This window comes from Kitasatospora sp. NPDC059673 (assembly GCF_042734215.1).
GTDB lineage: Bacteria > Actinomycetota > Actinomycetes > Streptomycetales > Streptomycetaceae > Kitasatospora.
On sequence record NZ_JBHWEN010000001.1, the window covers coordinates 81,694 to 96,657 of the forward strand.

Sequence of the window (14,964 nt, forward strand, 5' to 3'; positions counted from 1 at the left end):
ACTGCCGTCGATGTCGGGATTACTTCTTCTTCGGCGCCGGCTTGTCCTTGATCCGCTGCGCCTCCTTGCGGACCTCGGCCTGGATGGTGCGCTCGCGCTGCAGCCAGTCGGGGTTCTCCTCGCGGAGGGCGTTGATCTGCTCGGTGGTGAGCGCCTCGGTGATCCCGGCCCGGTTGAGGCCGGTGACGGAGATGCCGAGGCGGGCGGCGACCACCTGGCGCGGGTGCGGGCCGTTGCGGCGCAGGTCGGCGAGCCACTGCGGCGGGGTGGCCTGCATGGCGTTGAGCTCGTCGCGGGTGACGACGCCCGCCTGGAACTCGGCGGGGGTCGCCGCCAGGTAGATCCCCAGCTTCTTGGCCGCAGTCGCGGGCTTCATGGTCTGGGAGCTCTTGGGCTTGGGCGTAGTCATGGTCCAAGGGTATAGGGAGTGCGCACCTGCCCAGGTCACGGTGGGTAGCCTGGACGGTGTGACCGAGATCGAGCAGCCTTCCTCTTCCTTCCGCCTGGTGTACGTGCCCGGGGTGACGCCGACCAAGTGGCTGCGGGTGTGGGGTGAGCGGCTGCCCGACGTCCCGCTGGAACTGGTGCAGTCCACGCCCGTCGCCGGGCACGAGCTGCTGCTGTCGGGCGGCGCGGACGCGGGCCTGGTGCGGCTGCCGGTGGACCGGACGGTGCTGAGCGCGATCCCGCTGTACACCGAGACCACCGTGGTGGTGTTCCCGAAGGACCACTGGCTGGCCGCCGCCGAGGAGGTGTCGGTCGCGGACCTCGCGGAGGAGATCGTCTTCCACCCGCAGGACGACGTGCTGGAGTGGCCGCAGGGGCTGCCGGGCCGCCCGGCGTTCGAGCGTCCCGCGAGCACCGCCGACGCGATCGAGCTGGTGGCGGCGAACGTCGGCGTGCTGGCGGTGCCGCAGTCGCTGGCCCGGCTGCACCACCGGCGTGACCTGACCTACCGCGTACTGGCGGACGTCCCGCAGTCGCAGGTGGCGCTGGCCTGGCCGGAGGCGGCGACCACCGACCTGGTCGAGGAGTTCATCGGCATCGTGCGCGGCCGCACCGCGAACAGCTCCCGGGGGCGCGCCGCCACCGAGCCCGCGAAGAAGCAGCCCGCAGCGGGCAAGCCCGCCGCCAAGCCTGCCAAGTCGCAGGCGCAGCCCGGCAGTCGGCAGCAGAAGCCCCGGCCGGGGCAGCGTGCCGGCGCGCCCCGGAAGGGCCAGCAGGGGCAGGCGAAGCGGGGCCGCAAGCGCTGATCCTCCGTCAGGTGTGCTGGCGCGTTCCCGCAGTTGGCGCGGTGTGGCCCGCATGATGGTCGGCGGGCATCCTTGCCGTACCGACCGAGGAGAGAATCCACCATGGTGCACGCACGGGCCGGGCAGCCGGCGCAGCCGCAGGACCTGATCGACGTCCCCCGCCTGGTGACGGCCTATTACGCGCTGCATCCGGACCCGGCGGAGGTCGGGCAGCGGGTGGCGTTCGGCACCTCGGGCCACCGGGGTTCCTCGGTGCGGACGGCGTTCAACGAGGACCACATCGCGGCGACGGCGCAGGCGATCTGCGACTACCGGGCCGAACAGGGCACCATGGGGCCGCTGTTCCTCGGCGTCGACACCCACGCGCTGTCCGAGCCGGCCCGGGTCACCACGCTGGAGGTGCTGGCGGCGAACGGCGTGACGGTGCTGCTCGACACGGCGGACGGCTACACCCCGACGCCCGCCGTCTCGCACGCGATCCTCGCGCACAACCGCGCCCGCCCGTCCGCCGCGGCGGACGGCATCGTGGTGACGCCCTCGCACAATCCGCCCGGCGACGGCGGGTTCAAGTACAACCCGCCGCACGGCGGCCCGGCCGATTCGACCGCCACCGGCTGGATCGAGCGCCGCGCCAACGAGTTGCTCGCCTCCGGGCTGAAGGAGGTCCAACGGGTGCCGTACGCGCGGGCGTTGGCGGCCGACACCACCGGGCGCCACGACTTCCTGGGCGCGTACGTGGACGACCTGCCCGCCGTCCTCGACCTGGACGCGGTGCGGGCGGCGGGGGTGCGGATCGGCGCGGACCCGCTGGGCGGCGCGTCCGTCGCGTACTGGGGGCGGATCGCCGAGACGCACCGGCTCGACCTGACGGTGGTCAACCCGTTGACCGATCCGACCTGGCGGTTCATGACGCTGGACTGGGACGGGAAGATCCGGATGGACTGCTCCTCCCCGTACGCGATGGCCTCGTTGATCGACAAGCGGGACGCGTTCACGCTGGCCACCGGCAACGACGCGGACGCCGACCGGCACGGCATCGTCACCCCGGACGGCGGGTTGATGAACCCGAACCACTACCTGGCCGTCGCCATCGACTATCTCTACCGGCACCGCGAGGGCTGGCCGGTGGCGGCCACGGTCGGCAAGACGCTGGTGTCCTCCTCGATGATCGACCGGGTGGCGGGCGCGCTCGGCCGGGAGCTGCTCGAAGTCCCGGTCGGCTTCAAGTGGTTCGTGGACGGGCTGCTGAACGGGACGGTGGCGTTCGGCGGTGAGGAGTCGGCCGGGGCGTCGTTCCTGCGCCGCGACGGCTCCCCGTGGAGCACCGACAAGGACGGCATCCTGCTGGCCCTGCTGGCCTCCGAGATCACCGCCGTCACCGGCCGCACCCCCTCCGCGCTCCACCGCGAGCTCACCGCCCGGCACGGCGACCCGGTCTACGCCCGGGTGGACGCCCCTGCCGACCGCGCGCAGAAGGCCGCCCTGGCGGCGCTCGACGCCTCCCGGGTCACCGCCGACACGCTGGCCGGCGAGCCGATCAGCGCCGTCCTCACGCACGCCCCGGGCAACGGAGCGGCGATCGGCGGCCTGAAGGTCTGCACCCACAACGCCTGGTTCGCGGCCCGCCCGTCCGGCACCGAGGAGGTGTACAAGATCTACGCGGAGAGCTTCCTCGGCGCCGAGCACCTGGCGCGGGTCCAGGACGAGGCCCGCACCCTGGTGGCCGAGGTGCTGGCGAAGCCCTGACCGACGGACAAGGCCGACGGCCCGCCGGGTGCTCCCGGCGGGCCGTCCGTGCGCCTCGTCAGTGCTGGCGGCGCAGGTGGGTGTGCAGGCCCTCCAGGACTTCGGCGGCCTGCGGTTCGCCCATCTCGCGGCACCAGGCGCCGGCCGCCTCCAGCCGGGTCAGCGCGTCCTGGGTGCGGTCCAGGCGGGTGCCCTCGATCAGGGCCGCGTAGCGGATCGATTCGGCGCGGGCGAGCCGGGCCTCGGGGCCGGCGGCGCCGAACGCCTCGATCGCCAGTTCCATCTCGGCGAGGGCCTCCTCGGGGCGCCGGAGGCCGACCAGGGTGCGGGCGCGGGTGTCGTGCAGGGTGCCTTCGGGGCTGTCGCTGCACAGTGCGGGGCCGTCCCGCCGGGCGGCTTCGACCAGTTCGGCGGCCTCGGCGAGCCGGGCGAAGGCCTCGTCCTGGCCGTCCGGGCCGCGCGTGTCGGCGGTGAGCCGGGCGAGGCGCAGCAGCATGTCGAAGACGGCGTCGGCCTGAGGTGCGGTGCGGTGGCTGTCGAGGGCACGCTGCCGGGCGAGGTCGGCGGCGGGCCACTGGCCGGTGCGGGCCAGGGCGACGGTGGCCTCGCAGGCGGCCACGGTGTGCACCTCACGGTCGTCGTCCCGGTCGGCGGCGAGTTCGGCGACGTGCAGGAACTCCTCTGCGGAGGCCCGGTGTTCGTCGAGTTCGCGCAGGGTGCGGGCGAGGTTGAGCCGGATGTGCATCTGCTCGCGGACGTCGAGGTCGGCGAAGCCGGGCTCCAGGCGGACGGCTTCCAGGACGGCGGCGGCGTCGGCGAACCGGCCGGCCGCGGCCAGCACCTGGCCGAGCCGGCCGCGGGCGGAGGCGGCTTCGTCGGCCTGCCCGGCGTGGTCGAGGCGGGCGGCGGCCTCGGTGAGGGCGCGGGCGGCGGAGTCGTATGCGCCGCGGGCGAGGTGCACCCGGGCCAGCAGGAGCTGCACCCGGGCCGGGACGGCGGAGCGGTCGCCGTACTGGGCGGCGAGCTTCAACCCATGGTGGGCGAGTTCCTCGGCGCGCTCCAACTCCTCGGCGTCCAGCGCGAGTTCGGCCTGCCAGCCGTGGATGCCGACCAGCTTCCACGGGACGTCCGCGGCCTCGGCCCGGAGCCCGGCCTGCCGGATCAGCTCGGCGCTCTCCTCCTTGCGGCCGGTCAGGAAGTAGGCGCGGGCGAGGAGTTGGTGGGCGCTGATCTCGGTCAGCGCGTCGCCCTGCCGGACGGCCTCCTCGCGCAGGCGGGCGACGGCGGCCTCGGAGCGGGTGAGGTCGCGCTGCTCGGGGCCGTCGGCGTCGTGCTGGTGGGTGTCCGGCAGGTCCTGGCGGATGGTGAGGACGGCCCTGGCGTGCAGCACGGTGGTCAGGGCGTCCTCGGCCCGGGTGGCCCCGGCCTCGACGAGTTCGCGGACCCGCTGCTCGATCCGGTCGAGTTCCGCCGCGGTGTCGGCGTCGGTGTCGGCACCGGCGTCGGCGTCCGGTGTGGGCAGGGACGCCGCCAGTGCGCGGCAGCCGAGGGCCTGGGCGGGGCGGTCGGCCTGCTCGAAGTGCTCGGCGGCCTCGGTGAGGTGGGCGGCCAGTTCGCCGTCGCGCAGGCCGTCGCGGCGGGCGCGCTGTTCGGCGAGCTCGGCGCGCAGCAGGACGAGCGGCCCGAGCTCGGGGTCGTCCGGGTGCTGGTAGTCCTCGGCGGTGGCGAGGGCCTCGATGCGCCGCCACAGCGCGACCGCCTCGGGGTGCCGCTGCTCGTGCAACTCGCGGGCGCGGGCGACGAGTTCGGCCAGCGTCTCGGTGGCGGCGGGGGTGCTCCGCGCGGGCTGCGCCGGGGCGGGCGCGGGCGCGGGGGTGGCGGCGCGCAGGCCGAGGGCGAGCGGTTCGGCGAACAGCGGGGCGCGGCCGAGGCGTTCGCGGCGGGCGTCGCCGACGGCGGTGGTGCCGTGGCGGGCGTCGAAGCGGGCGGCGAGCGCCTCGCCCTCGGTGCCGAGCTCGGCGAGCAGCGCGCCGGCGGTCCAGCTGGTGCCGGGCGGGCCGGCCACCGGCAGGTCGCCGTGGCCGGTGGCGGCGAGCCGGGCGAGCAACTGCTGGGCGCCGGTGAGGAAGTGCAGCCGGGCCAGCGGGTCGCCGTGCTGGCCGAACAGGTCGCGGTTGTCGGCGAGGATCTCCAGGCCGCGCGGTTCGTTGCCGGTGAGGGCGCAGAACTCCAGGTGCAGGCCGATCTCCTCGGCGGCGCGGGAGCGGCCGCGGGCCCACCGGTAGCCGGCCAGGTGGGCGGAGCGGGCCTCGTCGGTGCGGCCGGCCCGCAGCAGCGGCAGCAGCACGTGGGCGCGGCTGACGTGCGGCTCCTCGGCGCAGGAGTGTTCGCCGTCGAGCACCGGCTGCCAGATCGTCAGCGCCCGCGCGTCCTCGCCGAGGCGGACGAAGTGCCGTGCCTGGGCGCGCAGTTCGCAGGCCTTGCAGTCGCTGAACGCGGAGCGCGGGCGGGCCGCCCACAGCTCGAAGGCGTTCTCGGCCCCCTCGCCGGCGAGCGCGGCGAGGTGGTACTGCTCGCCGTAGTAGGGCTGCAGGTCGTGGCCGGCGGTGCGGTAGTGCTCGCGCAGTTCGCCGTGCCAGCGGCGGACCGCCTCCAGCGGAACCTCGGGGACGCTGCGCAGGGCGTTCGCGACCCACTTGTAGCGCCAGTCGGTGGCGCGTTCGGCCCAGCCGTCGAAACCTTCGGGGTGCTTCTTGCGCAGGGTGACGATCCGGGCGAAGACCACCGGGAGCTTTCGCCGTTCGGCGTCGTTCTCGTAGGCCTCCATCAGGTCGAGGAGGGCGTAGGCGAGCAGCTCGGGGTCGTCGAACTGCTCGGCGGCGTCGACGAGTTCCTCGGCGGTGACGGTGCGCTGCCGGCCGTACGGCTGTTCGTCGTTGGCGCGCAGGGCGGCGCGGACGGCGTCGATGGTGTCGAGCATCACGGCTCCCGGTGCGGCGTGGTGGGCTCGTGGCCGAGCATGGCGTGGTCGAGCAGGGCGAGGAACGAGCGGTTGAGCAGGGCGGATTCGCTGGCCTTGAGCGGGCGCCGGGTGAGCAGCAGGGCCTGGCCGTACAGCGCTTCCACGGTGGTGGTGGCGAGTTCGCGGTGCCGGATCGCGGCAGCACGCCGGACGAGTGGGTTGAGGTGGTTCAGGACGAGTTGGGCGCGCGGCGCGGAGCTGCCCAGCGAGCCGAGGATGTCGGCCCACAACCCGTCGGCCTGGTCGGCGAGTTGGGTGCGGGTGCGTTCGTGCCGGGCTTCCCGGTCGTCGAGCAGCAGGGCGGGGGCGCTGCTGGGGTGGAAGGTGCGCAGCGCGACGTCGCAGTCGAACCGGCCGAGGACTTCGCGGGCGGTGGCGAGGAACGCGGCGGCGGCGAGTTCGGTGGCCGCATCGACGTTGTCGAGGTGCGCGGTGACGGTGGCCGGGTCGAGGTCGGCGACGGTGGTGCCGGTGCGGATCTCGGGCAGCCGGTGCACCAGGTCGCGGTCATAGGTGTAGCCGCCGTTGACCACGCCGAGGCCGGCGGCGCCGGCGATCGGGGCGACCTGGCGGAACTCCTCGACGGTGCGGGTGACCAGGATGACGGGGTGGGCGCGGGCGAACTCGTCGAGGGTGACGTTGCCGTCGGTGGTCTCGAACGGCAGCCAGGGCAGCAGCATCCGCAGCAGTTGGTCGTCGTGCCGGGCCAGCGACTTGACGGCCAGGTGGTGCACGGACAGGAAGCGGTGCAGCAGCGCCGGGTCGCTGGCGGACAGGCCGGTCAGCCAGTCGCGGATCCGCAGCCCGAGTGCCTCGCGGACGGCGGCGAGGGTCTCGTCGGCGTACAGCGCCTCGCGGGAGGCGGTGGGGCGCAGCCGTTCCGCGTCTACCACGCAGCGCACGAAGAACGCCCACTCGGGGAGCAGTTCGTCGGCCTGGTCGGAGAGCAGCATGCCCTTGAGGTGGACCCGGTGCCCGGCGCGGCGGGACGGCGGGACGGCCTCGGGCAGCACGTAGGCGACGCCGCTGAGGCCGACCAGCGGCAGGTCGAGGTCGATGGTGTCGAGCGGGGTGAAGTCGAAGGTGTCGCGGCAGTGCGCGGTGAGCGCCTCGCGGCGGGCGGCCGGGGTGTCGTGGCGGCGGGCCCAGGGCGCGGGGGTCTCGCTGATCCGCGTGCTGCGGCCGGCCGCGTCCAGCACCGTCACCTGGTGGCGCAGCAGGCTGCCGTAGTGCCGGGCGAGTTCGGTGACCCGCCGGGTGGAGGTCCATTCCTCGGCGTCGGCCCGGGGGGTGAGGGTGACGGTGGTGCCGGGCTCGGGGCGGGCGCCGGCGGGCAGCGTGGTGATGGTGTAGCGGCCGTCGGAGCGGCCGCGCCACTCGATCACCGGGGCGTCGGGGGTACGGGCGGAGCGGGTGCGGACGGTGATCTCGTCGGCGACCACGAAGCAGGCCAGCAGGCCGATGCCGAACTGGCCGATGAACTCCTGGCGGGCGTCCGCGAGTTGGCCGGCGTCCAGGGCGCCGTCCGGGGTGCGCTTGGAGCTGCGGCCGATGGTGGCGAGGAAGGTGTGCACGTCGGCCTCGGTGAGGCCGACGCCGGTGTCGGCCACCGAGAACTCCTCGCCGGTGGTGACGGTGATCGTGGCCGGCGCGGTCGCGTCGAGCTGCTGCCGGGCGGTGATCGCGTCGACTGCGTTCTGCAGCAGCTCGCGCAGGTAGACCCGCGGGCTGGAGTACAGGTGGTGGGAGAGCAGGTCGACCAGTCCGCGCAGGTCCACCTGGAAGGTGTGCGCGTTGGGGTCGTTCGGGGTCACCTTCGAGGTCACCGGGCGGGTCCTTCGCTTCGGAGGTCGGTGCGGGTCGCAGCTACGGCCGGACGGCGGGCCGTGCGGGGCACGGCTGCGGCTGGACGGAGGTCGGTACGGGGCACGGCGGTGGCCGGGCGTCAGGCGCACGCGGCGCGAATGCCGCCGGGCGTCAGGCGCACGCGGCGCGGATGCGGCGGAAGGTGTCCACCGGGTCGCCGCCGAGGTAGTTCCAGGGGTCTTCGCAGACGGCGCCGCCGATCTCCTGGAAGATCAGGTTCGCGGCGTGCGGCTGCCCGGCCAGGTAGAAGGCCAGCGCGAAGGTGTTGTGGGCCTGCGGCCAGTTCCGGCGGCGCAGGTGGTCGGGGTGCCGGATCGAGCGGTCGGCGGCCTCGTGGAGCTGCGCCCGGACCGGGTCCCGGTCCATGTAGGACGCGTCCTCGCCGGAGGGCAGGGCGAGCCAGTGCTCGATGTGGGCGAGGGCGACGAGCTCGCCGAGCGGGCTGCCCTCGGGGGCGGCGAGCATCGAGGCGCGGGCGAAGGAGTGCATCTGCTCGTGCGAGCCGCTCCACTTCTCGCACAGCTGCTGCAGCCGCTGGCGGTGCGAGGCCGGGTGGCCGGGGCTGCGGCGCAGCGCCGCGTCGAAGCGGTACCGGGCGGCGGCCCGGTCGATGGAGGCGCCGCGGCCGCTCATCTGCAGGAAGAGCCAGGGGCCGAGCAGCTCCGGGTCGAGTTCGGCGGCCTTGAACAGCAGTTCCTCGCCGGCCTCCAGGCGTTCGTGGAAGGTCCGCCACTGCTCCTCGCTGACGTACTGCGCGCGGGCGCCGGTGCGCGCCTCCCAGCCCCAGTGGATGTGCCGGGCCCCGTACGCGAGCAGGGTCACCGGGTCCTCGGGGTCGGCTTCGAGGGCGGGGCCGAGCCAGCTCTCGCTGCCGGTGTGGTCGGCGAGGTGGCTGATCATCAGGGCCAGGTCGTCCTGGTCGAGGGCGCGGTCGAGGACGGCGCGGACGCCGGGCCAGTCCCCGGCGGCGGCACGCTCCCGCAGCAGTGTCAGCTCGGGGTCGCCGTGGGCCGGGTCGATGGTGAGGCCCGGCGCACCGCCGCCCGCGTTCCGGCGGCGCGTCAGCCGCGCGAACAGTCCCATGCCCGGTTCCCCTCGAAGAGTGCTGTGTGTCCACGTGGGCGGCCTTCTGCTGCCCTCGGACGGATGTTCATATCACGTCCGTGCGACAGGTATGCGAATCTTTCCCGGGATCCGGACCGGGGGCCTGGGCTCAGGCTCGCCCGCTGATCCGGTCGGCGAGGGTGGCGAGCGGGGAGGTGCGGGCGTGCTCGTGCCGGTCGGCGTGGCGGTAGACGGCGTAGAGCGCGTGCACACCGAGCCAGCGCAGCGGTTCGAGCTCCCAGCGGCGGACCCGGTGGCCGACCCAGGGCAGCTCGGTGAGCTCGGTCCGCCCGCCCTTGCCGAGGTGGCGCAGCGTCAGGTCGCGCAAGGTGCGGCCGGCCAGGTTGGTGGTGGCGACGCCGCTGCCGACGTAGCCTCCGGCGAAGCCGACTCCGGTGGCGCGGTCGAGGTCTACGGTGGCGCACCAGTCGCGCGGGACGCCGAGCACGCCGGACCAGGCGTGGTCGATCCGGGCCTCGGCCGCGGCGGGGAACATCTTCCGGAGAATCTCCCGGAGTTGGGCCACCGTGCCGTCGGGGGTGGTGCCCTCCTGGTCGATCCGCGAGCCGTACCGGTACGGGTAGCCGCGGCCGCCGAGCGCGATCCGGTCGTCGGCGGTGCGCTGCGCGTACATGTAGGCGTGCGCCTCGTCGCCGAGGACCTCGCGGCCCTCCCATCCGATCGCGTCCCACACCTCGGCCGGCAGCGGCTCGGTGGCGATCATCGAGGAGTTCATCGGCAGCCAACTGCGCTTCTGGCCCGCCAGGTTGGCGGTGAACCCCTCCGTGCAGCGGAGCACCACCCGGGCCTCGACGCCGCCCTGCGCGGTGGAGACCCGACCGGGGGCGATCGCGGTGACGGGCGTCGCCTCGTAGATCCTCACGCCCGCCCGTTCGACGGCCGCGGCCAGCCCGACCACCAGCTTCGCCGGGTGCACCCGCGCCCCGTTCGGCGTCCAGGTCGCTCCCAACACGCCCGGCACGTACAGCCGTTCGGCCGCCTGCGCGGCGTTCAGCAGCTCCACCTGGTCCGCACCGAACTCCTGCTCGTGCGCGAACCTCTCTTTCAGCCGGGCCAGTTGGGCGGGCGAGGTGGCGATCTCCAGCACCCCGCCCCGGTGCGCGTCGCACTCAATGCCTTCCGCGGCAGCGGCCCGCAGGGTCTCCGACACCGTCTCGTTCATGGCGAGTTGGAGCCGTCGCGCCGCGTCCTCCCCGTGCGACCGGGCGTACCGTCCGCGCCCCGCGATCCCGTTGTACAGCCATCCGCCGTTGCGTCCGGACGCCCCGTATCCGCAGAACTCCTTTTCCAGTAGCACCACTTCGAGCTCGGGCGCCGCCTGCTTCAGGTAGTGCGCGGCCCACAGACCGGTGTATCCGCCACCGACCACACAGACGTCCGCCGTCACCTCCCCCCTCAGCCCGGCCCGCCGCTCGGGCAGCCCGGTCGCCGCGTACCAGAACGAGACGCCGCCATTGACGGTGGTCATGTCCACCCGCTCCACCCTTCTTTGAACCACGCCCCTCGATGTGCAGGGACGCTATGTGCGCCGCCCCGCCCCGGGCAACGGGCACCGTGTCAGGCCGACCGGGCCCGGCCTGACACGCTGCCCGGCCGGTGCGGCACACGCGTCCGGGCCCCGGGTACTGGCCGCCCTCGCCGAACGCGTCGAGTCGGCGGCCCCGAGCACGCCGCGGCCCGGACCGGTCGAGGGCGGGAGGTGGCTCTGATCGTCCACTACCGCTCGACGACCGGTCCGGGCCCGGCGGCCGACCGCGGCCTATTCCGCGGTGAAGACCTCGCGGCCGCCCACGTAGGTGCGCAGGACGCGGGTTTCGGCGATCTCCTCGGTGGGGGCGGCGAACGGGTCGCGGTCCAGGACGACCAGGTCGGCGAGGTGGCCGGGGCGGAGGATGCCGGTGGTGTCGAGGTGGTTGAGGTGGGCGGTGCCGGCGGTGTAGGCGGCCAGCGCGGTGGCCAGGTCCAGGCGCTGGTCGGCGAGGAAGACGGGGGTGTCGGGGTCGGCGCCGGGTTCCCGGCGGTTGACGGCGACGTGCAGACCGTCGAGCGGGACGGAGCTGGAGACCGGCCAGTCGCTGCCCGCGGCGAGGGTCGCGCCGGAGCGCAGCAGGTCGCCGAACGGGTACTGCCAGGCGGCGCGTTCGGGGCCGAGGAAGGGGATGGTGAGTTCGTCCATCTGGGGTTCGTGGGCGGCCCACAGCGGCTGGATGTTGGCGATCGCGCCGAGCTCGGCGAACCGGGGCACGTCCTCGGGGTGGACGAGTTGCAGGTGGGCCAGGTGGTGGCGGTTGCCGCGCCGGCCGTTCGCGGCGATCGCGGCCTCGACGGCGTCCAGCGCCTCCCGGACGGCGCGGTCGCCGAGGGCGTGGAAGTGCACCTGGAAGTCGAGCGCGTCCAGCGCGGTGACGTGCTCGCGCAGCGCGATCGGGTCAACGAAGCTCAGACCGCTGTTGCCGGTGGCGCAGCCGCAGGCGTCCAGGTACGGGCTGGTGAGGGCGGCGGTGAAGTTCTCCGCGATGCCGTCCTGCATGATCTTCACGGCCCCGGCGCGGAACCGTCCGTGGCTCAACTTCTCGCGCCGGGCGACGAGTTCGGGGATCTGTTCGGCGCCGCGCTCGCGGTCCCACCAGAGCGCGCCGACCACCCGGGCGGTCAGCGTGCCGTCCTGCGCGGCGGTGAGGTAGGCGTCGGACGGGTCGTCGTTGCCGCCGAACGCGCCGAGCAGGGCGTCCTGCCAGGCGGTGATGCCGAGCGAGTGCAGCATCCGCTGGGCACGCAGCAGGGCGGCCAGGCGGTCGGCGGCGGTGGCCTGCGGGGCGTGCCGGCCGACCAGGCCGACGGCCCCTTCCTGGAGCATGCCGCTCGGGGTGCCGTCGGCCTCCCGCTCGATCCGGCCGTCGGCCGGGTCCGGGGTGTGCCGGTCGAGCCCGGCGATCTCCAGCGCACGGGAGTTGGCCCAGGCCCCGTGGTGGTCACGGTTGGACAGCAGCACCGGCCGGTCCGGCACCACCCGGTCGAGCAGTTGCCGGGTCGGCAGTCCGCCGTCGAAGCTCTCCAGCGACCAGCCGCCGCCGGTGATCCACTCCCGCTCGGGGTGGGCGGCCGCGTACTCGCCGATCCGCTGCAGGTATTCCTCGACGGTGACGGTGCCGGTGAGGTCGCAGGAGGCCATTTCGAGGCCGCCGTAGACCGCGTGGATGTGCGCGTCCTGGAAGCCGGCGATCAGCAACTTGCCCTGCAGATCGACGACTTCGGTGCGCGGCCCGATCAGCTCCCGGACTTCGTCGTGGCCGACGGCGGTGATCTGCTCGCCGCTGACGGCCAGCGCGCTGGCCCGGGTGCGGGCGGCGTCGCCGGTGTGGATCGGGCCTCCGGTGAAGACCAGGTCGGCGTGGTTCATGCGGGAATCTCCAAGTGGTGCAGAGGATGTGACGGTACGTCAGTCTTGCTCGGTGAAGTACGGCGAGCGGCGCCCCCAGCGCGACCAGGCCGCGGCCAGCAGTCCGGAGCCGATCATCAGCACCGGCACCGAGAGTTCGAACCACCCGTTGTCGGCGGCGAGTTCGAAGTGGTCGGTGGAGTCGTAGAAGGTCCAGGCGAGGTAGCCGCCGACCAGCAGCAGCACCGTTCCGCCGAGCAGCGGCGCGACCACCGCCTTCAGCCCCTCGACGAGGTTCTCGCGCAGCAGGTGCCGGAACCGCACCGCGGAGGCGATCGCCACCAGCGCGTAGTAGAGCGCGACCACGATGCCGATCGCGTTGACGGTCGCCGAGATCAGCTCGGTGACGGTCGGGATCACCAGGGACAGGGTGGCCAGCGCCAGCGCGATGCCGGTGATCAGCCAGGTGCCGGCGGACGGGGTGCGGTGGCGCGGGTGCAGCCGCGTCCAGACCTTGCCGAGGGTGCCGTCGCGGCCCATCGCCAGCGCGCCGCGCGCGGTCGGGATCACCGCGGCCTGCAGCGAGGCCGCCGCCGAGCAGGTCAGTGCCACCAGCGGCAGCGCGGCCAGCGGCTGGTCGGCGAGCTTCTCGGCGAAGTAGGCCAGGCCGGTGGCCCCGTTGTCGGCCAACTCGTCCAGCGGCAGCACCCGTTGGAAGGCGGTACCGGCGAACAGGAACAGTCCGAGCATCAGCAGCAGCGACCACAGGCCGCCCCGGGTGGCGTCCTTCGGGTCGTGCACCTCCTCGCCGACGCTGAAGACCGACTCGAACCCCCAGTAGCAGAACACCGCCAGCACCATGCCCTGGGCGAGCACGCTCGGCGACGTCAGCTCGAACGGGTTGTACCAGGACAGGCTGAACGGCTGGTCACCCGCGAACAGCCCGTACCCGCAGAACGCGAGCAGCACCGCGTACTCGAAGATCAGCAGGTACTTCTGGAGCGCCGCGGCCAGGTCGAGTCCGCGCACCGCCACCACCGTCGCGCCCACCAGCACCAGCATGCCGATCAGTGTGCACTGCACGCTGGAGTCCGGGTCCAACTCCACGCCGAGCAGGGAGTGCAGCCCTGCCTTTCCGACCAGCTGGACGAGCGCCGAGCCGGTCACCGTGGTGGTGTACGCCATGAAGACGATGGTGGAGACGATGTTGACCCAGCCGGTCAGGAAGCCCAGCCACGGGTTGAGCACCCGGCCCACCCAGCGGTACGAGCTGCCCGCGTCGGGCTCGACCTGGTTGAGCCGCCCGTAGCCGCAGGCGATGCCCAGCACCGGCAGGAACGCCAGCAGCATGATGGCCGGCAGGTGCAGGCCGACCACCCCCGCCATCAGGCCCAGGCCGATGCCGATCGAGGTGGTGGCGGCCGTGCTGGACGCGGCGATCACCACCACCGCGCCGACGCCGACCGACTTGCGCATCGCCTCCGTGCCGCCGGCGCCGGTGCCGGTGCTGGGGAGGCCGTTGTCCTCGACCGTCGTTGCCAAGGGATCACCACCGATTCAATCGTGGGGGAACGCCCGTACGGCGGGCGCGAATTGAGGGTGCACCGCCCGGGGTCGGCGGCGGCGCGGCAGTGCGGCGGCGGCCGCGAAGCGGGCGGCGCGCCGGGGTGGGGGAACGCACCGGCGGGAGAACCGGTGGCACGTCATGAAACCTGCGCCCGCTTCACACGTCAATGCTGTTGACGTAAGCTCGCCGACCATGAGCGACCGAGTCGTCCCGGAGACCGCACGCCGCCGGCGGCGCCCCACCAAGCAGGGCACCGTGCTCTCCGAGCAGATCATCATCGAGACCGCGCTGCGCCTGGTCGGCCAGCACGGCGCGCAGGCGTTCACCGTCCGCCGCCTCGGCGCGGCGCTGGGCGCGGACCCGAGCGCGATCTACCGCTACTTCCACAGCACGGACGACCTGCTGCTCGCCGTCGCCGACGAACTCATCGGACGCGGCCTGCGCGGCTGGCAGCCCACCGGCGACTGGCGCACCGACCTGCGCGAGGTCGGCCTGCGCATCCACGCCCATTCGCTCGCCCACCCGCAGGCCGCCGTGCTCGCCGCCTACCGCACCACCGGCCGCGCCAACGAGATCCACGCCATCGAGACCATGCTCGGCATCCTGCGCGACGCGGGCTTCCCCGACCCGGATGCCGTCAGCCTCTACCACGCCTTCATCGACCAGGCCCTCGGCTTCGCCGTCCTCGACTCCGCGGCACTCGCCCTCCCCGCGCCCGCGCAGAACGCCGATCTCGCCGTCTGGGACACCGCCTACCGCACCCTCTCCCCCGCCACCCATCCGCACATCGCCGCCACCACCCACCTGCTCGCCGCCGACATGCGCCACAGCGCCTACCCCCTCGCCCTCGACCTCCTCCTCGAATCCCTCGCCGCCCGCCTCCCCGACCCGCTTCGAACTGCCCACCCCTGAGCGGACTTCCGCGTTCGCGTCCGCCCGGCGTGCCACCGGCGCCCGGGGTCGCGGTCGGCCGTAGGGTCTGGGGGCGGGGATCGGCGGCGAGGCC

Annotated in this window: 10 protein-coding genes; 3 read left to right on the forward strand and 7 right to left on the reverse strand. The window is 73.9% G+C overall.

Annotated features, from left to right (window positions below; genetic code table 11):
• Positions 1-19 precede the first annotated feature (19 nt).
• Positions 20-409 (reverse strand): DUF5997 family protein, encoded by a 390-nt coding sequence (locus ACFV18_RS00340; RefSeq protein WP_380477921.1) that lies wholly within the window; start codon positions 407-409, stop codon positions 20-22.
• 58 nt (positions 410-467) lie between these two features.
• Between ACFV18_RS00340 and ACFV18_RS00345 the strand changes: the two genes are divergently transcribed.
• Together ACFV18_RS00345 and pgm are read left to right on the forward strand one after the other, a co-directional pair.
• Positions 468-1,253 carry a LysR family substrate-binding domain-containing protein gene (locus ACFV18_RS00345; RefSeq protein ID WP_380477922.1) on the forward strand — a complete coding sequence of 262 codons (786 nt, stop codon included), beginning with the start codon at positions 468-470 and terminating at the stop codon, positions 1,251-1,253.
• A gap of 102 nt (positions 1,254-1,355) precedes the next feature.
• On the forward strand, positions 1,356-2,999 hold the full coding sequence (gene pgm, locus ACFV18_RS00350) for a phosphoglucomutase (alpha-D-glucose-1,6-bisphosphate-dependent) (RefSeq protein WP_380477923.1): 1,644 nt from the start codon (positions 1,356-1,358) through the stop codon (positions 2,997-2,999).
• Between the two features lie 58 nt (positions 3,000-3,057).
• On the opposite strand, the gene ACFV18_RS00355 is transcribed toward pgm, so the two are convergent.
• The 6 genes from ACFV18_RS00355 to ACFV18_RS00380 form a co-directional block, all read right to left on the reverse strand.
• The gene (locus ACFV18_RS00355; RefSeq protein WP_380477924.1) at positions 3,058-5,979 is read right to left on the reverse strand and encodes a hypothetical protein; all 2,922 of its coding nucleotides are present in this window, start codon (positions 5,977-5,979) and stop codon (positions 3,058-3,060) included.
• Entirely contained in the window at positions 5,979-7,847 is a 1,869-nt protein-coding gene (locus ACFV18_RS00360) for an HSP90 family protein (RefSeq protein WP_380477925.1), read from the reverse strand. Before ACFV18_RS00360 ends, ACFV18_RS00355 begins: the two co-directional genes overlap by 1 nt.
• Positions 7,848-7,998: 151 nt before the next feature.
• On the reverse strand, positions 7,999-8,970 hold the full coding sequence (locus ACFV18_RS00365; protein WP_380477926.1) for a hypothetical protein: 972 nt from the start codon (positions 8,968-8,970) through the stop codon (positions 7,999-8,001).
• 130 nt (positions 8,971-9,100) lie between these two features.
• Positions 9,101-10,480, reverse strand: a complete 1,380-nt coding sequence (locus ACFV18_RS00370; RefSeq protein ID WP_380477927.1) for an NAD(P)/FAD-dependent oxidoreductase — start codon at positions 10,478-10,480, stop codon at positions 9,101-9,103.
• A 291-nt stretch (positions 10,481-10,771) separates the two neighbouring features.
• Positions 10,772-12,412 carry an amidohydrolase gene (locus ACFV18_RS00375; protein WP_380477928.1) on the reverse strand — a complete coding sequence of 547 codons (1,641 nt, stop codon included), beginning with the start codon at positions 12,410-12,412 and terminating at the stop codon, positions 10,772-10,774.
• 39 nt (positions 12,413-12,451) lie between these two features.
• On the reverse strand, positions 12,452-13,867 hold the full coding sequence (locus tag ACFV18_RS00380) for an APC family permease (protein ID WP_380478299.1): 1,416 nt from the start codon (positions 13,865-13,867) through the stop codon (positions 12,452-12,454).
• 283 nt (positions 13,868-14,150) lie between these two features.
• Between ACFV18_RS00380 and ACFV18_RS00385 the strand changes: the two genes are divergently transcribed.
• Positions 14,151-14,870, forward strand: a complete 720-nt coding sequence (locus tag ACFV18_RS00385; protein WP_380477929.1) for a TetR/AcrR family transcriptional regulator — start codon at positions 14,151-14,153, stop codon at positions 14,868-14,870.
• Positions 14,871-14,964: the final 94 nt, after the last annotated feature.